25 protein-coding genes and 3 pseudogenes are annotated in these 19,745 nt (G+C 71.5%); 14 read left to right on the top strand and 14 right to left on the bottom strand.

Going from position 1 to position 19,745, the window contains the following annotated elements; translation table 11 throughout:
• Nucleotides 1-61: 61 nt before the first annotated feature.
• A complete protein-coding gene (locus tag ACWCYO_RS07850) occupies nucleotides 62-1,000 on the top strand; it encodes an SGNH/GDSL hydrolase family protein (RefSeq protein ID WP_270148013.1) in 939 nt (312 codons plus the stop codon).
• 114 nt (nucleotides 1,001-1,114) lie between these two features.
• Here the strand turns inward: ACWCYO_RS07850 and ACWCYO_RS07845 are convergent, their stop codons facing one another.
• Nucleotides 1,115-2,251 carry a Nickel transporter NicT gene (locus ACWCYO_RS07845; protein WP_270148012.1) on the bottom strand — a complete coding sequence of 379 codons (1,137 nt, stop codon included), beginning with the start codon at nucleotides 2,249-2,251 and terminating at the stop codon, nucleotides 1,115-1,117.
• Nucleotides 2,252-2,515: 264 nt separating this feature from the next.
• Here ACWCYO_RS07845 and ACWCYO_RS07840 point away from each other — a divergent pair, with 264 nt between their 5' ends.
• The 4 genes from ACWCYO_RS07840 to ACWCYO_RS07825 all read left to right on the top strand — a co-directional run bounded on the left by ACWCYO_RS07840 (nucleotide 2,516) and on the right by ACWCYO_RS07825 (nucleotide 6,014).
• Nucleotides 2,516-4,366, top strand: coding sequence for a CocE/NonD family hydrolase (locus tag ACWCYO_RS07840; RefSeq protein WP_449783731.1), 1,851 nt, complete (start codon nucleotides 2,516-2,518; stop codon nucleotides 4,364-4,366).
• A 62-nt stretch (nucleotides 4,367-4,428) separates the two neighbouring features.
• Nucleotides 4,429-5,121, top strand: a complete 693-nt coding sequence (locus ACWCYO_RS07835) for an aspartate/glutamate racemase family protein (RefSeq protein ID WP_449783730.1) — start codon at nucleotides 4,429-4,431, stop codon at nucleotides 5,119-5,121.
• A gap of 23 nt (nucleotides 5,122-5,144) precedes the next feature.
• Nucleotides 5,145-5,306, top strand: coding sequence for a hypothetical protein (locus ACWCYO_RS07830; protein ID WP_449783729.1), 162 nt, complete (start codon nucleotides 5,145-5,147; stop codon nucleotides 5,304-5,306).
• Between the two features lie 90 nt (nucleotides 5,307-5,396).
• A complete protein-coding gene (locus ACWCYO_RS07825; RefSeq protein WP_449783728.1) occupies nucleotides 5,397-6,014 on the top strand; it encodes a hypothetical protein in 618 nt (205 codons plus the stop codon).
• 12 nt (nucleotides 6,015-6,026) lie between these two features.
• Here ACWCYO_RS07825 and ACWCYO_RS07820 read toward each other — a convergent pair whose 3' ends face one another.
• The 3 genes from ACWCYO_RS07820 to ACWCYO_RS07810 all read right to left on the bottom strand — a co-directional run bounded on the left by ACWCYO_RS07820 (nucleotide 6,027) and on the right by ACWCYO_RS07810 (nucleotide 8,098).
• Nucleotides 6,027-6,596 (bottom strand): hypothetical protein, encoded by a 570-nt coding sequence (locus ACWCYO_RS07820; RefSeq protein ID WP_270148005.1) that lies wholly within the window; start codon nucleotides 6,594-6,596, stop codon nucleotides 6,027-6,029.
• A 295-nt stretch (nucleotides 6,597-6,891) separates the two neighbouring features.
• Nucleotides 6,892-7,299, bottom strand: coding sequence for a hypothetical protein (locus ACWCYO_RS07815; RefSeq protein WP_449783727.1), 408 nt, complete (start codon nucleotides 7,297-7,299; stop codon nucleotides 6,892-6,894).
• A gap of 97 nt (nucleotides 7,300-7,396) precedes the next feature.
• Nucleotides 7,397-8,098 carry a DUF4328 domain-containing protein gene (locus tag ACWCYO_RS07810; RefSeq protein WP_270148003.1) on the bottom strand — a complete coding sequence of 234 codons (702 nt, stop codon included), beginning with the start codon at nucleotides 8,096-8,098 and terminating at the stop codon, nucleotides 7,397-7,399.
• Between the two features lie 249 nt (nucleotides 8,099-8,347).
• Between ACWCYO_RS07810 and ACWCYO_RS07805 the strand changes: the two are divergent.
• Together ACWCYO_RS07805 and ACWCYO_RS07800 are read left to right on the top strand one after the other, a co-directional pair.
• A pseudogene (locus ACWCYO_RS07805) lies at nucleotides 8,348-8,536 on the top strand (hypothetical protein); the annotation flags it as partial.
• 292 nt (nucleotides 8,537-8,828) lie between these two features.
• Entirely contained in the window at nucleotides 8,829-9,656 is an 828-nt protein-coding gene (locus ACWCYO_RS07800; RefSeq protein WP_270147999.1) for a PhzF family phenazine biosynthesis protein, read from the top strand.
• 106 nt (nucleotides 9,657-9,762) lie between these two features.
• Here the strand turns inward: ACWCYO_RS07800 and ACWCYO_RS07795 are convergent, their stop codons facing one another.
• The 5 genes from ACWCYO_RS07795 to ACWCYO_RS07775 form a co-directional block, all read right to left on the bottom strand.
• Complete coding sequence (locus ACWCYO_RS07795; RefSeq protein ID WP_270147998.1) at nucleotides 9,763-9,921, bottom strand: hypothetical protein; 159 nt, start codon at nucleotides 9,919-9,921, stop codon at nucleotides 9,763-9,765.
• A 25-nt stretch (nucleotides 9,922-9,946) separates the two neighbouring features.
• A complete protein-coding gene (locus tag ACWCYO_RS07790; RefSeq protein WP_270147997.1) occupies nucleotides 9,947-10,378 on the bottom strand; it encodes an SRPBCC family protein in 432 nt (143 codons plus the stop codon).
• 141 nt (nucleotides 10,379-10,519) lie between these two features.
• Nucleotides 10,520-10,672 carry a hypothetical protein gene (locus ACWCYO_RS07785; protein ID WP_270147996.1) on the bottom strand — a complete coding sequence of 51 codons (153 nt, stop codon included), beginning with the start codon at nucleotides 10,670-10,672 and terminating at the stop codon, nucleotides 10,520-10,522.
• Nucleotides 10,660-10,941 carry a hypothetical protein gene (locus ACWCYO_RS07780; protein WP_270147995.1) on the bottom strand — a complete coding sequence of 94 codons (282 nt, stop codon included), beginning with the start codon at nucleotides 10,939-10,941 and terminating at the stop codon, nucleotides 10,660-10,662. The genes ACWCYO_RS07785 and ACWCYO_RS07780 overlap by 13 nt, the downstream gene beginning before the upstream one ends.
• A complete protein-coding gene (locus ACWCYO_RS07775; protein WP_449783726.1) occupies nucleotides 10,938-11,306 on the bottom strand; it encodes an ATP-binding protein in 369 nt (122 codons plus the stop codon). The genes ACWCYO_RS07780 and ACWCYO_RS07775 overlap by 4 nt, the downstream gene beginning before the upstream one ends.
• A 294-nt stretch (nucleotides 11,307-11,600) precedes the next feature.
• Between ACWCYO_RS07775 and ACWCYO_RS07770 the strand changes: the two genes are divergently transcribed.
• Together ACWCYO_RS07770 and ACWCYO_RS07765 are read left to right on the top strand one after the other, a co-directional pair.
• Nucleotides 11,601-12,464 (top strand): helix-turn-helix domain-containing protein, encoded by an 864-nt coding sequence (locus ACWCYO_RS07770; RefSeq protein ID WP_270147970.1) that lies wholly within the window; start codon nucleotides 11,601-11,603, stop codon nucleotides 12,462-12,464.
• Complete coding sequence (locus ACWCYO_RS07765) at nucleotides 12,461-12,754, top strand: DUF397 domain-containing protein (protein ID WP_270147969.1); 294 nt, start codon at nucleotides 12,461-12,463, stop codon at nucleotides 12,752-12,754. The genes ACWCYO_RS07770 and ACWCYO_RS07765 overlap by 4 nt, the downstream gene beginning before the upstream one ends.
• 48 nt (nucleotides 12,755-12,802) lie before the next feature.
• Here the strand turns inward: ACWCYO_RS07765 and ACWCYO_RS07760 are convergent, their stop codons facing one another.
• Nucleotides 12,803-13,111, bottom strand: coding sequence for a cupin domain-containing protein (locus ACWCYO_RS07760; protein ID WP_449783725.1), 309 nt, complete (start codon nucleotides 13,109-13,111; stop codon nucleotides 12,803-12,805).
• A 70-nt stretch (nucleotides 13,112-13,181) separates the two neighbouring features.
• Here ACWCYO_RS07760 and ACWCYO_RS07755 point away from each other — a divergent pair, with 70 nt between their 5' ends.
• The 3 genes from ACWCYO_RS07755 to ACWCYO_RS07745 are packed head-to-tail and all read left to right on the top strand — an operon-like array spanning nucleotide 13,182 to nucleotide 15,641.
• Nucleotides 13,182-14,015 carry a hypothetical protein gene (locus ACWCYO_RS07755; RefSeq protein ID WP_449783724.1) on the top strand — a complete coding sequence of 278 codons (834 nt, stop codon included), beginning with the start codon at nucleotides 13,182-13,184 and terminating at the stop codon, nucleotides 14,013-14,015.
• Between the two features lie 46 nt (nucleotides 14,016-14,061).
• Nucleotides 14,062-14,835 carry an NAD(P)-binding domain-containing protein gene (locus tag ACWCYO_RS07750; protein ID WP_449783723.1) on the top strand — a complete coding sequence of 258 codons (774 nt, stop codon included), beginning with the start codon at nucleotides 14,062-14,064 and terminating at the stop codon, nucleotides 14,833-14,835.
• A 47-nt stretch (nucleotides 14,836-14,882) separates the two neighbouring features.
• A complete protein-coding gene (locus tag ACWCYO_RS07745; protein WP_449783722.1) occupies nucleotides 14,883-15,641 on the top strand; it encodes a GNAT family N-acetyltransferase in 759 nt (252 codons plus the stop codon).
• Between the two features lie 18 nt (nucleotides 15,642-15,659).
• On the opposite strand, the gene ACWCYO_RS07740 is transcribed toward ACWCYO_RS07745, so the two are convergent.
• Nucleotides 15,660-16,559, bottom strand: a complete 900-nt coding sequence (locus tag ACWCYO_RS07740; RefSeq protein WP_449783721.1) for an aminoglycoside phosphotransferase family protein — start codon at nucleotides 16,557-16,559, stop codon at nucleotides 15,660-15,662.
• 197 nt (nucleotides 16,560-16,756) lie between these two features.
• Complete coding sequence (locus tag ACWCYO_RS07735; RefSeq protein WP_270147961.1) at nucleotides 16,757-17,035, bottom strand: alpha/beta fold hydrolase; 279 nt, start codon at nucleotides 17,033-17,035, stop codon at nucleotides 16,757-16,759.
• 469 nt (nucleotides 17,036-17,504) lie between these two features.
• On the opposite strand from ACWCYO_RS07735, the gene ACWCYO_RS07730 reads away from it, so the two are divergent.
• Nucleotides 17,505-17,906: a helix-turn-helix domain-containing protein gene (locus ACWCYO_RS07730; protein WP_449783720.1), complete on the top strand. Its 402-nt coding sequence runs from the start codon at nucleotides 17,505-17,507 to the stop codon at nucleotides 17,904-17,906.
• 103 nt (nucleotides 17,907-18,009) lie between these two features.
• On the opposite strand, the gene ACWCYO_RS07725 is transcribed toward ACWCYO_RS07730, so the two are convergent.
• A complete protein-coding gene (locus ACWCYO_RS07725; protein ID WP_333493510.1) occupies nucleotides 18,010-18,864 on the bottom strand; it encodes a helix-turn-helix transcriptional regulator in 855 nt (284 codons plus the stop codon).
• Between ACWCYO_RS07725 and ACWCYO_RS07720 the strand changes: the two are divergent.
• A pseudogene (locus ACWCYO_RS07720) lies at nucleotides 18,806-19,525 on the top strand (SDR family NAD(P)-dependent oxidoreductase); the annotation flags it as partial. The gene ACWCYO_RS07725 and the pseudogene ACWCYO_RS07720 sit on opposite strands and share 59 nt — an antisense overlap.
• A gap of 124 nt (nucleotides 19,526-19,649) precedes the next feature.
• On the opposite strand, the pseudogene ACWCYO_RS07715 reads toward ACWCYO_RS07720, so the two are convergent.
• Nucleotides 19,650-19,745: pseudogene (locus ACWCYO_RS07715) on the bottom strand (TetR family transcriptional regulator); the annotation flags it as partial.

Below are 19,745 nucleotides of genomic sequence, written 5' to 3'. Positions count from 1 at the left end.
GTAGCTGTGGCCCGGCTCGGCACGACCCCCCACCCGTCGTTTCTCTCCCCCAGGAGGAACCGTGCTCCGCCCTGCCCGGAATTCCCGGCGACTCCGCAATTCGAGCCTGCTCGCCGCCGTCGCCGTCGGCGCCGCCCTCGCGCTCACCTCCACCACCGCCCAGGCCGCCACCCCCGCCCCGAAGCACTACGTGGCCCTCGGCGACTCCTACGCCGCCGGCGCCGGCGTGCCCGGCCAGTCGGCCGGCCTGTGCCTGCGCTCCGACCACAACTACGGCCACCTGGTCGCCGCCTCGCTCGGGGCCGGTACCTACACGGACGTCACCTGCGCGGCCGCCAAGGTCAAGGCGATGACGCAGCCGCAGTACGACGCCTTCATCCGGGTCAACGACCCGCAACTGGACTCGGTGACCGCCGACACCGACCTGGTCACCCTCGGGATCGGCGGCAACGACCTCGCCGCCAGCGACCTCGGCCTCGGCGAACTGGTCGCCACCTGCATCGCCGGCGCCGTCGTCAACCCGCTCGGCACGCCCTGCAAGGACGTCTACCACCACGGCTACTGGGACTGGAACACCTGGTCCTGGCAGTACGGCAACGACGACCTGGCCGAGCGGATCACCACCAGCATCGCCCCGCAGATCGCCACCACCCTCCAGCAGATCCACGCCAAGGCCCCCAAGGCCAAGGTGCTGCTGGTCGGCTACCCGTCCGTACTGCCCGCCGACGGCTCGACCTGCGTGCTGCGCCAGCCGGTGACGCCGGGCGACGTCGAGTACATGTACGGGGTGCTCAACAAGCTGAACGCCGCCCTGAAGTCCACCGCGGCCGCCAACGGCGCGACGTACGTGGACACCGCGACACCGACCCGCGGGCACGACGTCTGCTCGGACGACCGCTGGATCGAGGGCGCGCTGCCCGGCTCGCCCGCCGTGCCGTTCCACCCGAACGCGACCGGCGAGCAGGTGATGGCGGAGGCGGTGCTCGCCGCGCTGAAGTAGCCGCCGCGGCGCAGGCTTTCGCTCAGGGCTTCGAAAAGCCCCGAGGGGCCGGTGACCAGACCGACGCTTTCCGACGGTCACCGACCCCTCGGGCGCCTTCGACCCGTTCCGGGGCTATTCCGGCTCGGCGGCGGAGGCGGCCGCCAGCCCCGCCGACCACTTCTCCTCGACCCTGCCGAACTTCCAGAACGCGATCGCCCCGATCCAGGTCAGCACGAACAGTCCGACGATCGCGTAGCCGACGAAGTTCAGGTCCAGGCCACCGATCCAGGCGATCGGCCCGCTGGTGATGTCCAGCTTCTCGCCGAGCAGGCCGATCAGTTCGACCAGGCCGATGACCAGCGCGACCAGCACCGACAGGCCGGTCACGGTCAGGTTGTAGTAGATCTTGCGGACCGGCTTGGAGAACGCCCACTCGTAGGCGAAGTTCATGAACGAGCCGTCGATGGTGTCCAGCAGGCTCATCCCCGCCGCGAACAGGATCGGCAGCGTCAGCAGCGCGTACCAGGGCAGCGAGAAGGCCGCCGCGCCGCCCGCCAGCACCAGCAGGGACACCTCGGTGGCGGTGTCGAAGCCCAGGCCGAACAGCAGGCCCACCGGGTACATGTGCCAGGACTTGGTGACCGCCCGGGTGACCTTGCCGAGGATCCGGTTCATCAGCCCGCGCCGCTCCAACTGGCGCTCCAGCTCGGCCTCGTCGTACTCGCCCAGGCGCATCCGACGGAACACCCGGAGGATGCCGTTGAAGGCGCCCAGGTTGATCAGGCCGAGCAGCAGCAGGAACGACCCGGAGACGGTGGTGCCGATCAGGCCGGTCATCCTGTGCAGGGTCGAGTCGTCCGCCTGGACCTGGTCGGCGAGCGTGCGGATGCCGAAGGCCAGCAGCGCGCACAGGCCGAAGACGACCGAGGAGTGCCCGAGCGAGAACCAGAAGCCGACCGACAGCGGCCGCTTGCCCTGGCCCATCAGCTTGCGGGTGGTGTTGTCGATCGCCGCGATGTGGTCCGCGTCGAAGGCGTGCCGCATCCCGAGGGTGTACGCGGTCAGGCCCATGCCCGCGCCGAACACCTGGCCGCCGACGTCGTAGTGCTCGGGCGCGACCAGGGCGAGCAGGGTGAACCAGCCGATGACGTGCAGCGCGAGGATGAAGCCGCCCATCCCGGCCAGCCGGATCCACTCCTCACGGGTGAGCCGGTCGCGCCATCTGACGGCTGGGGCAGTTGCCGGGGCACCTGGGGCGGCGCTGGGCATCCTGTGGTCCTTTCGGGTGGTCCGGGCGGAGCTGGGCCATCTTTTCCCTCTCGGCGCGCAGTTGCAAGTCATGCGCAACAACGTCTCGGTTTCCGGGCTCGGCTTGCGGGCTCGGCTGTCAGCTGGTCGAGCCGCCGCCGAAGATCGTCATGCGCCGCACAGGACCCTCCCCTAGGGTCGGAATGCCGACGGCCCCGCGGCGCGATCCCCGTCCGCGCCCAGGCCACTCGGCGCTCACCGGCCCGGGACCCGATGGGAGCGGCCATGCCGTCGTACCCGTTCCACACCACCCGCGAGGACGTCCGCATCCCGCTGCCCGACGGCACCGAACTCGCCGCCCGGGTGTGGCGGCCGGTCAGCGATGAGCCCGTCCCCGCCCTGCTGGAGTACTCGGCCGACCGCCTCGGCGACCGCACCGCCGCCGAGGACGCCCGCCGCCACCCCTGGTACGCCGGCCACGGCTACGCCGCCGTCCGGGTCGACACCCGCGGCCACGGCAACTCCGGCGGCCTGCCCGGCGAACCCGGCGACGAACAGGAACTCACCGACGGCGCCGCCGTCATCGACTGGCTCGCCCACCGCTCCTGGTGCAACGGCCGGGTCGGCCTGCTCGGCGTCGGCGCCGCCGGCACCACCGCGCTGCGGCTCGCCGCCCGGGTGCCGGACACCGTCGGCGCGGCGGTCACCGCCTGCCCCCAGGGCGGCCACCGCCTCGGCGGCGCCGTCCTCGCCGCCGACCTCCACGCCCGGCTCACCGCGCTGATCGCCGACGCCGCCCTCCCCCCGGACCCGCGCCAGCTCGGCGACGCCTGGCGGCCCACCTGGCTGGCCCGGCTCGAATCGCTGGAACCCCCGGTCGAGGCCTGGCTCGCCGCCGGGGACACCACCGTGCCGGTCTCCGTCCCGGTGCTCGCGGTGGCCGGCTGGGGCGACCCGTCCTGCTCCTTCGTGCTGCGCCTGCTCGCCGAGTCCCCCACCGCGCGCGCCCTGCTCGGCCCCTGGCCGCACGGCCTGCCCGAGGCCGCCCTGCCCGAGACCCTGCGCTGGTGGGACCACTGGCTGCGCGGCGTCGACACCGGCGCCGTCAAGGAACCGGCCCTGCGCAGCTGGATCAGCACCCGCTGGACCGGCGACGAGGCATGGCCCTCCCCCGACGTCCGGGAGATCCACTACGACCTGGACGGCCAGCTGCGCACCGCCGGCACCGCCTCCGACGACCGCTACGTCCACGTACGCTCCCCCCAGCACACCGGCCTCAACGCCGGCGCGTACGTCCCGCACGGCCGCCCCGCCGACCAGCCGCCGGACCAGCGCGAGGAGGACGGACGCTCGGTCTGCTTCGACTCCCTGCCGCTGCCCGAACCGGTCGAGCTGCTCGGGATCCCGGTCGCACGGCTGCGGCTGCGCTCCGGCGAGTCCCCCGTGCAGGTGGTGGCACGGCTGTGCGCGGTCGGCCCGGACGGCACCTCCGCCCTGCTCACCCGGGGCGTCCTGACCACCACCGGCCCGGACGCCGAAGTCGAACTCGCCGCCTGCGCGGCGACCGTCCCGGCCGGACACCGGCTGCGGCTCGCGCTCTCCTCCGTCTACTGGCCCTGGGTGTGGCCGCCCGCCGACGACAGCGGGTACGCGCTCGACCCGTCCCACTCCGTCCTCAGCCTGCCGGTGCGCCACCTGGCGGCCGACGTCGGCGCCAGGCCCGTCACCTTCGAGGCCCCCTCACTGCCCGACCCGCTGGCCGTCCACGTCACCGAACCGCTCACCGCCCGGCCCGAACACATCACCGTGCACGACATCGGCCGCCACGAATGGCGCACCGAACTCTCCCCCGCCACCGACGGCACCCGCACCCACCCCGACGGCCTGGTCCGCGACGAACACACCGTCACCGCGTACCGCATCCTCACCGGCGCCCCGCTCAGCGCCCAGGCCCGTACGGACCACACCGTGCGGCTGGAACGGCCCGACCTCGGCTGGGACGTGACCGTCCAGACCCGTACCCAACTGCGCTGCGACGCCGGGCACTTCATCAGCGTGATGCAGCTGCGGGCGCTGGAGGCAGGGTCGGTGGTGTTCACCCGGGAGTGGCAGCACCGGGTGGCCCGGGAGAACTGACTCCATCAAAGTTATCCTTATATAGTTGCTTTGGTTTTCTCCTCTGCCTTATAAATGGCGCCATGAAGACCCTCGGCTTGATCGGCGGCATGAGCTGGGAATCCACCGCCGAGTACTACCGCACCCTGAACGAACTCACCCGCGACCGCCTCGGCGGGCTGCACTCCGCCCAACTCGTGCTCTACTCGGTCGACTTCGCCGCGATCGAGGAGATGCAGGCGACCGGGCGGTGGGAGGCGGCGGGCGCGGTCCTCGCGGACGCGGCGCGATCGCTGGAGGCGGCGGGCGCGGAGCTGCTGCTGATCTGCACCAACACCATGCACAAGGTCGCCGACCAGGTCGCGGCGGCGGTGACCGTCCCGCTGCTGCACCTCGCCGACGCCACCGCGGACGCGGTGCGAGCGGCGGGCCTACGGCGGGTCGGGCTGTTGGGAACGGCCTTCACCATGGAACAGGACTTCTACCGGGGTCGGTTGACGACCGGCGGCCTGGACGTCCTCGTCCCCGAGACCGACTCCCGCGCCCTGGTGCACCGGGTGATCTACGAGGAGCTGTGCCTGGGTGTCGTTCGCGAGGAGTCCCGGGCGGCGTACCGGCAGGTCATCGAGGACCTGGTCGCGGCGGGCGCCGAGGGCATCATCCTCGGCTGCACCGAGATCGAACTTCTGGTCGGCCCGAAGGACAGCCCCGTCCCGGTCTTCCCGACCGCCCGCCTCCACGCCGAAGCCGCCGTGGCGACGGCCCTGGCCGACTGAACTACCTGCCCTACCGTGGGGTCATGCGCGAGGAACGACCGTACTGGAACACCAACGTGGCACGGCACGCCGGGATTCTGCGGGCGGCCGCGCCGGGGATGAGCTACCGGGAGGTGCGGGAGGCGGCCGGTCGGGTGCTGCCCGGGTGCGGTACCGGTGGCACGTGCTGCGGCGGTACTCGCTGACCTGGCGGAAGCCCTGAGCGCACAAATCGTTGGCGGTCGGCGCTGTTACGGCGGATGCTGGGCGTCACCATGATGACGTACGGAATTGACGTGCTGCCCGCAGCGTTCCCCGCCGAGTTCGCCGCTGACGCCGCGGACGTGATGGCGGTCGTCCCCGCCGCCCGTCACCGGCCGCTCGGCCCGTTCGCGGTCGTCGTCGAGGGCGAGCAGATCGCCATCCCCCATCGGGTCCACCACGACGAGCCGTCGCCCGCGGCGGTGGCCGGGCTCTCGCCGCGGCAGCGGCAGCTCCTGCACTGCTGGTACTCGCGGCACGGCGACGGGTGGGTTCGGCAGCGTCACCTGGCGCGGATCGTCCGCTCCGCGGACCCGTGGGTCGTGCCGTTCGTCCTGCGGCTGGTCGGCGAGTACGTGCTGGAGATCCTGGTCGCCATCGGTGACGAGCTGCCCGGCCTCCTCGCGCCGGGCAGCCCCGGGCGCCTCGCGTACGGGCGGTTCATCGCGGCCAATCCGGCCTTCTTCGACCGTCTCCAACGGCAGGTGGTGAGCTACTGGAGCTGCTACCACCGCGAGCTCTACCCGGACTTCCGGGCCTACCCGGGCTGCACGGCGCTGGACCTGCTGCGGTCGGCCGCCGCCGACAGCGCGGGGCACCCCTGGCCGAGCCTCGCGCCCAAGTCCCCTGCCGCGGTGCACGGGTACCGCTGAGCCCGGGCCGGTTCAGCGCTGCGCCGCCGCCGCGGCCAGCAGGATTCCGACGGGGAACGGCGCGATCATCACGCACACGAACCCGAGCACGCGCCCGCCGGCGGCGTACCACCGGGTGGGCGTGAGGCGCAGCAGCCCCTCGGCCCAGGGCGAGACGTAGCCCGCGCCGTGCCTGCGCACCGCGTCGGCGATCAGCTGCCGGCGCTCGTCGTCGGTGATCAGGACCACCCACCCGCCGGAGCGGTCCGTCAGGGAGACGATGGTCTCCAGGCGGTCCCTCGACACCGCCTGCCAGGCGCGCACGACGGCGAGGTCCCGCAGGTCCACCTCCCGCTCGCCCGACCAGGTGCGCGCCCGCACCACCCCGCCGGCCATCCGCACGCTCCTGCGTCGCGCCGTCGCGGCTTCCAGTAGGCCGATCGACCCGAGCAGGGCCACCAGCCCGGGCAAGCCCAACACCCCCGAACGCGCGAACGCCGGCCCGACCACCAGGGGCGGCACCACGACCGCCAGCAGGATGACGGCCCAGCCGACGGCGAAGAACGTGCGCCGTCTTCGGACAGCGCCAGTCGAAGCGCTCACCGCGCCACCGTAGACCCACCAACCATTCGTGCACCAGGGCTCGTTGCCGCCACCGCCCGTTCTTCTCGATCAAATGCGATGACCGGTGATCCCCGCGCCGCAAAGATCACCACGTGCAAAGAGGGACGACCGACCAGGTGCCGCGAAGCCGGGCGCAACGGTGGACCGTTACGGTCCTCTCGGCAGTGGGGATCGGGCTGCTGCCCGGGGTCGCCACGAGATACGACGAACTCGCTGTCCGCTACGAAACGACCGTTCCGGGGGCGGCCGTCAACGAGTGGCTGTGAGCAAGTCGCTACGGGAAGACAGGGTTCCCGTCCTCGCCGATCCATGGATACTGGTCCGGCCGGCGGCCGACGGCTTGCCAGACGGCCTGCGCCGCAGCGAACTTCACATCACCGGGGCCCGTGTCTGCTGGTGCCGTGACGATCTCGACGACGGAAACGAGCACGCCTCGGGCCTCTTCGGGGAGGCGCATGAGCGCGTACCAAGCGCCTTCCCGCGCCTCTGCCTGGATGCGTCGATCATCGGCGCGGCCGGCGCCCAGCGCGGCGCCGTAGGACCGGACGCGCCATGCGAACACGTCGGGACCCATCCGGACTTCTGGCCCGGTGGCCACGGCTCCGTGCACGGTGACCTGGGCGAACCGCGCCCATCGACTCGTCTGGCGCAGCAGCCGGTACTTCCCCTCCACGATCCACATTCTCCCGCACCCTCTTGAGTGCGGGTCCCACAAAGATCACTTCCGAACAGGCCCCACCGGCGCTACAGGTCGGGCCGGGAGCGGGGTCAGCTCGGGGTCAGCTCCCGACGGCCGAGACACCGACCCCGTACGCCCGGGCGGCGGACTCGGCGAAGCGCTCCTCCTGCATGGACGTCACCTTGCGCACCACCAGGACGGCGAAGACGGCGGCGGCCAGCTCCAGCAGGTCGGAAGCGATCAGCCAGACGACGCCCTGCTGGTAGTCGTCCGGGTAGTGCGCCGCGTTGGTGGACTGGGCGCCTATTCGGCCGAGCACGTTGCCCACCACGAAGGTGGTCCACCACAGGTTGAGCGGCGTCTGCGAGAGCGGCGGCCGCACCCCGGACTCGTCCGGCCGGGCGCCGGCCTGCCAGATGTCACCGGCGATCTGCCGGGGGAACCAGAGCGCCACCAACGGGGTGAACCAGCCGCCGATCGCCCAACCGCGCCGGAACCGGTGCCCGTGCGGGTTCAGCACCTCGGCGTTCACCCGGACCCGGTAGAACCAGGTGATGAAGGCGGCCGCCGTGGCGACCAGGGCCACCAAGGCCACCGTCGACGCGGCCTGATCAAGGTGGTCCGCGTCGGCGATGGTGGCGTCGTCGACCAGATCGATGTTGGTCAGGAGATCACCGACCAACCCGTACAGTCGGACGTCGACCGCGAGGCGGAACAGTGACGCCGCACCGCTCACGGAGAGCAGGACGGTGGCGGCGGTGGCGGCCGCCTTCGGGGAGCGGAAGACGGCAGGCGAAGGCATGGGTGTAGGACTCCAGGTCCGGCAACGGGGGTGACGGGCCGCTACCTTAGGGCCCACCAGCTTCGCGCACTAGCGTTTTCGTGAATCAGTCGCGGACGGGACTCACGCCTCAGGCACGAACCCCCCACCGCTGGCGCACAGCATGCCCCGCGCCTACGACAACCGGCCGTCGAGCGGGGCGCCGAAGAAATGCGTTGGGCCGGGGCCGGCCCGGCCGCTATCGTGCGGGGACGATCGGGGGGGTGCGTCATGGTGCGGCCGGTACTGCTGCTGGACGTGGACGGGCCGTTGAACCCCGATGCGGCGAAGCCGTACCGGCGGCCCGAGGGGTACGACACCCACCGGTTGATGACGCCGCGTTGGGAGGCCGCCGAGCGGCGGCGGCTCGCCTGGTGGGGGACGCCCCACAAGGCACCGAAGCCGCTGCGGGTCTGGCTCAAGAAGGCCATGATTCGAGCCATTCGATGGGACTGCGCCACGCTGCTGCGTGGGCGCCTGAAGAGCCGGGCCGGTTCACGACGACCGGGACAGCGGTGTTGGCCAGGCCGAACGCCAACCACTGGGTGCTGGAGGAGGACCCGCAGTTCGTCATCGACCAGCCGCAGCAGCTGCTGGCCCGTTCAGTCAGCGCAGATCGACCCGTCCCGGTTCCGCGCCGAGGGCACGTCAGTCCACCTGCTGCGGATTGGCCCTTGGCGGCACTGGTCCCGGTGACGCTACGGTCCCCGACATGCACCTCTACGTCGTCGACGCCTTCACCGATCGCCCCTTCTCCGGGAACCCGGCTGCCGTGTGCCTGCTGCCGGCCGGACAGTGGCCGGACGCCGCGTGGATGCAGCGGATCGCGACCGAGATGAACCACTCCGAGACTGCGTTCGCCCTTCCGCTGTCCGCCTCGGCCGAAGCCGACTGGGCCATCCGGTGGTTCACCCCACGAGTCGAGGGCGACCTGTGCGGCCACGCCACGCTCGCCACCGCGCACGCGCTGCGCACTGCGAAGGGCCTCGTCGGAGCCGTTCGGTTCCTGAGCCGGAACCACGGCGTTCTCGTCACCCACGCCGACGCGGAGGGCGCCATCACGCTCGACTTCCCGGCGGCCCCCGGCGCCGCGGTGCCCGTGCCGGACGAGCTCCACGAAGCCCTGGGGGCCGTCCCCGAGGCCGCCTTCCGCTCCGACGGCCTCGGCGACCTGCTCGCCGTCTTCCCGGACGAGGCCACGGTCCGGGCTCTCACGCCGAACCTCGACGCCGTCGCCGACCTGACGATCCGCGAGGGCCTACGCGGCGTCATCGTCACGGCCCCCGCCTCCGACACTGGCCTGGGCCACGACTTCGTCTCCCGTTTCTTCGCCCCGGCCAGGGGCATCCCCGAGGACCCGGTGACCGGCAGCGCCCACACCACGCTCGCCCCGTACTGGTCGGCACGACTCGGCCGCAAGGAGCTCACAGGCCTCCAGGTGTCCGCACGCAGCGGCCTGGTACGCACCGCTGTGAACGGCGACCGCGTCCACCTCACAGGGAACGCCGTCACGGTCCTGGACGGCGCCCTGCACGTCTGACTCCGCGAGACGGACCCTCGCCAGTCAAACCCCGGTCAGACGCCGAACAGACGCCAAACCCCATCGAGACGGGTCACCCGTACCGGACACGACGTCCGGCGCCCCCTCACCCGGGCCCGCGGCCGACTCCGGCGTGCGCCCACTCGCGCAGGCGGCGCACGCCGGGGTCGGTGGCATGGACGTCCAGCGCACCGATCCGCCGGTCGGTGATCGAGGGGGCGGGGTCGGGCGCGTGGAAGGCCGAGGTGGGGAGCGGGTCGGTCATGGCGCTCGCACTCGGTGGGGGTCGGCTACCGCTCCGACTCCACCAGGTTCTTGAACTGCTCCAGGCCGCCCCGGACGGTGTTCTCGATCCGGTGGACCTGGGCCATGCCCCGCGGGCCGCCGAAGGTGTCCTGGATGGCCTGCGGCTCATACTCCAGTTCCATCTGCACCTGGCTGTGGTCCCGGTCCAGCGACCGCACCGAGAGGGTTCCCTTCAGCTCCGGGCTGCCCTGCGTCTCCCAGGCGAGGACCTGGTCGGGGCCGCGGTCGGTGAGAACGGCATCGAACTCCCGCTGCACCCCACCGGCCCGCACGTCCAGATGGGCGCGGTCGCTGCTGGGCGCATAAGCACGTTCGACGCCGTCCAGGAACGTCGAATAGGCCTCGACGTCATGCAGCCGCCCCCAGACCTCCTGCGCGGGGGCATCGACGGTGATCTGTTCCCTGAGCCTGGTCATGTGAACTCGCCTCCTGGCCCGGCGGACCGGATCTCTTGGGTTCTTCCAGCCTGCGCCGCCTGCAGAGGCCCGGCAACAGGGGGGCGGGAAGCGGACAGCCGCCCGGTGGGTCCGGCCGGGCGGCTCGGGCGGGGAGGCGGGTCAGGCCACCGGTTGGCGGTCGGGGTCGGGGGCGTCGACGGTGGCGTCGTCGGGGCGGTGGGGCATCCGCAGGACGGCGAGCGTGCCGAGGGCGACGACGGCGATGGCGAGGAGCAGGAGGGTGAGGAGGACGAGGCCGATCAGGAGTCGCACGGGTCGTCGTCCTCGCTGCTCTTGTCGTGGTCGCGGAGGAGGGTGAGGAGGTTGAGGACGGTCGAGGCCGGGGCGTTGCCGAAGCGGACGAGGACGCGGCCGTCCACGACGCTGTCGGTGGTGGCCGCGGGCCAGAGGAGGCCGAACTTTCGGCCGCGCTCGGCGAGTTCGGCGAGCAGGTAGGAGACTTCGATCTCCGTGTAGGTGCGCATCAGCGGGTCGGCCGGCTCGATCGGGCCGCGGCTGCAGTCGTCGGCGGCGGCGCTCACGCGGCGGCGTCCAGCTCGAACCAGACGGACTTGCCGGTCTTGCGGGGCTCCGTGCCGAAGCGGTGGGTGAGCGAGCGGACGAGGTGCAGGCCCCGACCGGTGACGGCGTAGGGGTCGGGGTCCTCCCGCTGGGTGGGGAAGACGGGGTTCTCGTCGCTGACGGAGACGCGGAGGACGTCGCCGATGATGAGGACGACCACCAGGGGCGCCGCACTGCCGCCGTGGCGCCAGGCGTTGACGAAGAGTTCGAGGAGCGCGACCTCGGCGTCGGCGACCAGGTCGGGCTTCCACCCGGCGCGCGAGGTGGCCTCGCGCAACTCCTCGCGCGGGGCCGACCAGTCAGGGGGGAGTGACAGGGAGAACACGAAGGAACCTCCGTGGGAGTCGGGAGACACCTCCGAGCGATTGATGATCAATCAGGAGAGACCGCTCGGAGCGTGATCGTGACGTGCGCGCACAGCAGGACACCTGGCGATTGCCGTCTGTGTGCGGCTCGTCACACACAGCATGGGGTCAAAGACTCACTCTTGGCAACTCGTCTCGGAATTTTGGATATATCCAAATCGAACACCAACCCGGGCTCCTACAGTGGGAGTTGCCGGTGGCCAACGTGACCGCCGGGAAGGCAGACTGGTCCGTGAGGCTCAGAGAGGGCGGGGATGGCCGGAACAACAGGTCCAACGGTTCGACGGAGGCAACTCGGAGCCGAGCTGCGCCGCAGGAGAGAGGAAGCCGGCCTCTCGCACGAAGAAGTCGCCGAAGCGCTGAGCGGCATGAGCCAGCCGAAGCTGTCCCGCATCGAGAACGGCCGTGGCGCCACCAAGGTGGATGACGTCCGGCGACTCCTCGCGCTGTACAAGTGCGAGGACACCGATCTGATTTCAGCACTGGTCGACATGGCCAAGAACGGCTCGCAGCGCGGCATGTGGTGGCAGAGCTACGGCGCTCACATCAGCCCCGAACTCGGCGATCTGATCACCCTTGAGGCCAGCGCCTCGTCTGTTCGCACATATGAAGGCGCTTTCATCCCCGGACTTCTGCAGACTCCTGCATACGCACGCGAGATCATCAGGAAGATCAGCATGCGGCCCGACGTCAACGTCGAGGCGCTGGTCGATGTACGCATGGCCCGACAAGGCGCACTCACCCGATCCGAGCCCCTCACCCTCTGGGCCGTCATCCACGAGGCAGCCATCCGGTCCGGCGTCGGCGGGCCCGCTGTCATGGCCGAACAGCTGTCGCGCCTGATTGATCGAACCTCCCAGTCGAACATCAACATCCAGGTTATGCCGATCGGCGCACCGGCTCACCACGGAATGGGTGGCGCCTTCACCATCCTCGGCTTCCCGCAGCGCCAGGACCTCGATGTCGTCATGGTGGACGGCTCGTTGAGCAACCTCTGGGTCGAAGAGGTCACCGACGTAGAAATCTACGGGGCGAAGTTCGACGCGATCAGGGCCGATGCCCTCGGATTCGACGACTCGCTCGCCATCATCACTGACCAGAGAGACAAGCTCACATGACGTTCCACCCCAACGCCGCTGCCCTAAACCTCACTTGGCGCAAGTCATCGCGCAGCAACGACTCCGGCAACTGCGTCGAATTCGCCATGCTGGAAGAGACACCGACTTTCAAGAAGTCGTCGTACAGCGGCGGCAACCAGAACTGTGTCGAGTACGCGCTCCTTCCCGATGCGGTCGCGGTCCGAGACAGCAAGAACCCTTCCGGCCCTGCCCTGGGCTTCGGCCGCGCGGCACACGCCTCGTTCATTCGCGCCGTCGCCGTAGGGGAGTTCGACTTCGGGCTGCTCTAGTCGCCCACTTCGGGGTGCCTCGCCCATTCCCGGGCGAGGCACCGCCCATCACTCCCCCTCCGCGACCTCCACTATCAGCAGCGTCCCCCGGCTGCCCGCCCGCACCACGTGCCGGGCACCCGGCGGGATCAGGCAGAGTTCGCCGGCGCCGACCGTCAGCCCCTCTCCCTCCACCTCCAGCTCCAGGACGCCGTCGGCAACGAACAGCACCTCTGCTGTCCCGTGTACCTCTGCCTCCACCGCCCGGCCGTCCATCCGCAGTACCTTCACCGCCGCCGTCCCGACCCTCCCCAGCACCACCGAGCGCCAGGCATCGGGCAGTTGGTCCGCATGTTCCCTCACGTCCACCAAGCTCATGACCAGGGACGCTACCCGGGCCGACCATTAAATCGGTCGACCGTTTGGCAAAACCTGCCAGGATCACCGGGTGAACGCTCCCGCGCTGTACGAGGCGCTACTCGACACCGACGGCCCGTACGAGGACGTCATCGCCCCCTGGCTCGCCCAGTCCTCCGCCGACGACTACCGAGCCCGCCTCCACACCGCCGCCACCCCCCGCGACCACTGGTGGACCGACAAGGAGGACGGCTGGAACCTCCTCTGGGAGCTCTACGCCCTCAGCCGCGTCAGCGACTACCTCCTCCTCGACCCCAAACTCCCGCCCTACCTCCACCTCTTCACCGCCCTCGGCATGACCCCCTTCGACACCCAGTCCCCCTTCGACCCCTTCCTCCACGAGATCACCGAGGTCGAACAGGCCGACGATCCCAACGCCCCCATCGAGATCCTCGACGTCCGCTGGCCCGGCCTGATGCTCGGCGAGCTGCTGTTCAACCGCGCCGGCGTACGGGTCCGGGCCGGTGCCGCCCACGCCGAGCGCGGGGTGGCCGACCGCTGGCCGATCTACTGGACCCACCGCCGCGCCCACCGCCCCACCCGCGACCTCTCCCAGGGCTGGGGCAACAACTCGCAGTGGCGCACCGACTTCCGCCTCGACTACCGCACCGCCGACGGCGACCTGCTCAACATCGCCGAGGACGCCCCGATCGACGGCCGCCCCGACCTCGACCCGAACGACTACGGAAACCTCGGCCCCGACGAGCGCCTCCTCACCCCCACCGAGCGCCGCGAACTCCTCCACCACCGCACCTTCCTGCGCGCCCCCGCAGCCTCCTCCGACCCCGCCTGGGCAGCGGACCTCTTCCCGTTCGAATGGCGCCTGCCCGCCGACGAGGTGGTTGGATCGCTCGGGGAGCGGTGATCCGGGCGGGCGTAGCCGCGCGGCCGCAGGACGACGGGGGAACGCAGTGGAACGCATCGGGATCATCGGTGTGGGCGAGATCGGCCGGGCCCTCGTGGTCGGTCTGTGCGACGGCATCGAGGAGCCCCCGGAGCTGTTCCTCTCGCCGCGCGGGGCGGGTACGGCGGCCGAGTTGTCTCAGCGGTACCCGACCGTACGGGTGTGCGCCGACAACCAGGAGGTGCTGGACCGCTCCGACGTGGTGGTCATCGCCGTCCGGCCCCAGGAGCGCGGCGAGGCCCTCGCCGCGCTCCGGGTCCGCCGTGACTGCGTGGTGGTCAGCCTGATGGCCGGCACCGGGATCGACGAGCTGCGCCGGACGCTCGGCACCGACGCCCCGCTGGTGCGCGCCATCCCGCTGCCCGCGGTGCGTGAGCGCCACTCCGTCACCGTCACCTGCCCCTCCCACCCGGTGGTGGACGCCCTCTTCGACCGCCTCGGCGGTGCCCTCCCCGTCGCGGACGAGGCGGCCTTCGACGTCTTCTCCGCACTGACCGGCACCCTGACCGCCCACTACCAGTACCTGGCCACGCTCACCGAATGGGCCGCCCGGCACGGAGTTCCGCCCGAGGCCGCGGACCGCTACGTGCGCGGCCTGTTCCAGGGCGTCGAGCGCGCGTTGGGCGACGACACCCGTTCCCTGCGGCAGCTCGCACGCGACCACGAGACACCCGGCGGCCTCAACGAGCGCATCCGCACCACGTGGTTCGACGCGGCCAACTCCGAGGCCCTGACCGAGGCGCTCGACGCACTGCTCGTCGATCTCCGTGAGGCCGGGTAAGTGTTGGATCACTGCGCATGATCACACCGGTTGATAGGTAGAGACGCATGGAAGAATTCAGAAACCTCGGGGACGTCCGGGAAGCCGCCGCCGGGGACGGGCACCTGCTGTGGGTGGCCCAGGGACGACCCGACGGCCGGCTGGGTTCCGGCGTACGAGCCTGGCGGCACGGATCGGCCCTCGCGGTGGCGAGCCCCGACCTCTCCCGGCGGGACCGGCTGGCGATCAACGGCGATCCCGACGACGCCGCGCACCTGGTGCGACACCTGCTGGGCGAACTCGCACCGACCTACCGCCCCGTCGGCGACGCGCCGTTGATCAACGCGCTGATCGACCGCATCCCCGGCCTGACACCTCTCCGCGAGTTCTTCTGGATGGAGACCTCGACCGTCCCCGACTCCCCCGCCGCCGGGGTGGAGTGGCTGGACGAGGTGGCGGTGAAGGAGGCAGCCTCGCTGTTCGACCGATTCTTCCCCGCCTCCTTCGCCCGACCGGACGACGGCGGCGCACACCGCTGGGCCGGCATCGTCGACTCCCCCGGGAACGGCGCCCCACCGGAACCCCTGGCCGTGGCGGCCGACGTCTGGTCGGCCGCCGACTGCGGCTTCCTGGCCGGGGTGTGCACCCACCCCGCCGCCCGTGGACGCGGGCTGGCGCGGGTCGTCTGCGGTTTCGTCCTCGGGGAGTTGGTGCGCCGGCACGGGCGTGCCGCCCTGATGGTGCACGCGGACAACCCGTCGGCCATCGCCGTCTACGAGCGCCTGGGCATGACCAAACGGCTCCTCACGGCTGCCCACATCGCCTGAGTCGCCGGTCCTGTCCCCTCAGACGTTCCCGGCGTGATCGGCGAGCAGCTCGCCGATCACGTACCGGGCGGTGTCCGCCATCCGCGGGTTGCTCTCGCGGTAGTAGGACAGCTCCATCAACGCCACGGACAGCGCCCATCCCCGCCCCCGCTCCCACTGTGCGTCATCGGCGCCGACGGCCGTACGGAAGGCGCCGCGCACGGCGGCGGGGAGCACGTACCAGGCGGTGATCAGGTCCACGGCCGGGTCGCCGAGGCCCGCGCAGCCGAAGTCGATGACGGCGCTGAGCCGTCCGGCGTCGTCGACCAGCAGGTTGCCGGGCTGGAGGTCGGCGTGGATCCAGACCGGTGGTCCGGGGTGTTCCGGCGCCGCAACTGCGGTTCGCCACAGAGCTGTTACCGACCCGGCGTCGACCGTACCCGCCAGCGCCGCGACCGCCCGCCGGACCGCCTCGTCCCGCGCCGTCAGCGTCTCACTGCGGTAGGAGGCCGGACCGTCCACCGGATCCACCCGGTGCATCGCGGTCACGAATGACGCCAAGTCGGCGGCCAGCAGCTCGGGTTGGTCGAAACGTCCGGCGACCGGGTTGGCCCCTTCGAGCCAGCGAAGCACCGACCACCGCCACGGGCACCCGTCGACCGGCTCGCCCAGGCCCACCGGCACCGGTACCGCGACCGGGAGTTCGGGCGCCAGGCGGCGCAGCCAGGTGTGCTCCTTCGCGATGTCCTCGGCCGCTCCCGGGATGCGCGGGATCCGCACCACCAGGTCCGTACCCAGCCGGTACATCGCGTTGCTGGTGCCCGCCGAATCCACCAACTCGACGGGCAGACCGGCCCATTGCGGGAACTGGTTCGCGACCATCCGGCGGACCAGCATCTCGTCGATGTCCAGTTCGTCCGCGTGCATCTTCTGGGGCATGGCGCCCGACCTTGCCAGCAACCGCACGGCCCGACAAGCGAATTGCTGAGGTTTTCGTGCTGTTGTCGGGTGGCGCCAAGTGGTGATCCTCCCTGTGGTGCGCCGGTGGTATGCGGAATGCGCAGGGTGGGGGCCTGACCGCTGAGCCGGCCGCCCACGGTGTCGAGGACCAGCGGTGGACCCTGACCCGTGAGTGATCAGTGTGGCGCGGTTTCGACGGCGAAGCCGTGGAGGAGGGTTCCGGTGGTGTCGGGGTCCTCGAGCATGGGGGAGTGACCGACTCCGTCGAGGATCTCGATGCGGGCGTGGGGGACTTGGCGATAGTCCTGGGCCGAGGAGGGACGCCAGCGGTGGTCCTGGGAACCGAAGAGCACCAGGGTCGGCAGGCCGAGGCCGGCGAGCCGGTCGGGGATGGGTCGTTCCTTCAGGTACGCGCTGGACGCCTCGTCGGTCGCGGTGAGGCTGCGGTAGGTCATGCCCCGGACGTCGGGCAACCTGTTGTCCGGACGGCAGACTCCACCGCTGCCTGGGAGATCGCGCGACCGTCACGGGTGACCGCGCTGCCCGGTGTCGACATGGCCGGGTTCCGCGTTCGCGGTGGCAGCCCGATCGACCTACGAGCCATTCCTCACCCAGCCGTCACCGTGGCTGTCGAGTTCGGTGACCGCCCGTTCGACATCCACGGCGCGGTCGGCCGAACGCGGTCGGAGAGCCTGACCGCCGGGCTCGGCTTCAGCGCCTTCCAGGTGTGCGCCGAGGACGTCGAGTGTGTGCAGATACGCTTGTCTCCGCTCGTCGCGCACCCCGTACTCGGACTCCCGCTCGCGGAGTTGCGCGGGAGCGTCATCGCGCTCGACGATCTGTGGGGCCGCGCCGCGCCTGCGGGAGCGGCTTCACCATGCGCGAACCTGGCTGGAGCGTTTCGCGCTGATCGACACCGAACTGATGACCCGGTTCCATGCGGGCAGGGAGGTCGATCCCGAAGTGGCCTGGGCCTGGCGCCGTGTCGTCGCCAGTCACGGACAGGCCCGCGTGAGCGAGCTCGCGGGCCGGCTCGGTTGGAGCCGGCAGCGCACGTGGTCACGCTTCGGTTCGCAGATCGGCCTGGCGCCCAAACGCGCCGCCATGCTGGTCCGCTTCGATCACGCCATCCATCGCCTGGTCCGCGGAGACACCCCCGCGCAGGTGGCCGCGGGCGGCGGCTATGCCGACCAGTCCCACCTCCACCACGACGTCCGCGCGTTCACCGGGACAACTCCCGCCGCCGCCGCGCAGGAGCCATGGCTGGCCGCCGATGACAGAGCCTGGCCGGCGCGCGACGGCGCGGAGCGCACGTTCGGGTACTGAGGTTTTCAGGGCAGGGTCGGTGTGCCGTCCCGGAGCACGGCGACCGCCCTGGCCCCGTACGCGACTTCCTCGACCTCGCCGTCCCCGCCCTGCGGTCGGCGGCTCACCCGCGCACCGCGAGGTCCTGACTCCCCACCACCTTGAGCAGCCGCAGCGCCGAGTGCGAGGGGGTGCCGGGCGCGGCGGTGAAGAAGATCGTCCACTGGTCCCGGTGCGGATCGTGCAGGGCCTCGCAGTCGAGGTCGAGCGGGCCGACCACCGGGTGGAGGATGCGCTTGTGGGTCGACTGGCGGATCTCGACGTCCTGCCGGGCCCACAGTTCGCGGAACTCGGCGCTGGCCGCGTGCAGCCGCTCGACCAGGGTGCGCAGGCCGCTGTCGGCGGGGTAGCGGGCGGTGGCGGCCCGCAGGTCGGCGACCACGCGGAGGGCGAAGCGGGCCGCGCCGTCCGGGTCGTAGCGGGCGCGTGACTCCGGGTCGGTGAAGAAGCGCCAGGTGAGGTTGCGCTCGCCGGGCGGCACGGCGGAGAAGTCGCCGAGCAGGGCGGCCGCCATGGGGTTCCAGGCGAGAACGTCGCGGGCGGCGCTGCAGACCAGGGCCGGGGTGTCGTCCAGCCGGTCGAGCAGGTGCAGGATGCCGGGCCGTACGTCGCGGGACATCACGCTGGGCGGCAGCGGCGGCTCACCGACCAGGTGGTGCAGGTGGGCGGTCTCGTCTTCGGAGAGCCGCAGGGCCCGGCTGATCGCGCCGATCATCTGCCGGGACGGGCGCGGGCCGCGGCCCTGTTCGAGCCGGATGTAGTACTCCACCGACATGCCGGCGAGCTGCGCGACCTCCTGGCGGCGCAGGCCCGGCGTGCGGCGCCGGCCACCGGCCGGCAGGCCGACGTCGGCGGGCTGGATGCGGGCGCGCCAGCGCCGCAGGAAGGCGGCCAGCTCCGCCCGGTCCACGTGTTCCACGCCCCCAAGTCTGGCCCGGCAGCCGCGCCGCGACCATGGGACTGTCGGTACCACCCTCGACAGTGCCCTCCCGGCGTCGGCGCCGCCCGGCCAGAGTCGAGGCATGACGACCAACCGCATCATCCTGATCACCGGCGCCAACAAGGGCATCGGCCTGGCCACCGCCGGCGAACTCGCCCGCGCCGGACACACCGTGCTGCTCGGCGCCCGCGACCCCGAGCGGGGCGCCGCGGCGGCCGGCTCCCTCACCGGGCAGGGCCTGGACGCCCGCTACGTCCGCCTGGACGTCACCGACCCGGCGACCATCGCCGCCGCGGCCGAACTGATCGCCGCCGAGTACGGCCGGCTGGACACCCTGGTCAACAACGCTGGCATCACCCGGGACTTCGGGACCACCCCGGACCAGCTGCCCGTCGAGGACCTGCGCGAGACCTACGAGACCAATGTGTTCGGCGCCGTCGCCGTCATCAACGCCATGCTGCCGCTGCTGCGCAAGTCGGCGGCCGGACTGATCGGCAACGTCTCCAGCGGCCTCGGCAGCTTCTCCTTCCTCGCCGACCCGGACTCGCCGATCTGGGACCACGCGAACCTGCTCGGCTACAACACCTCCAAGGTCGCGCTCAACGCCGTCACCCTGGTCTACGCCCGCACCCTGCGCGCCGAGGGCATCAAGGTCAGCTCGCTGGAGCCGGGCCACTGCGCGACCGACCTCAGCCACCACTCCGGGCCGTCCAGCGTCGAGGAGGGCGGCCGCCGGATCGCCCGGCAGCTGGGCGAGGCCCTGGCCGGACCGCGTGCGTCTGGTCCGGCTCAGCCAGGTCGTAGCCGCGCAGGATCGCCCGTGTCATCTGTGCATGCCGGACGCCGGCGCTGGCCGCGGC

The organism is Kitasatospora sp. NPDC001683 (assembly GCF_053596495.1).
The sequence above is the reverse complement of the archived record's forward strand: the minus strand, read 5'-3'. Positions and strand labels throughout refer to the sequence as shown.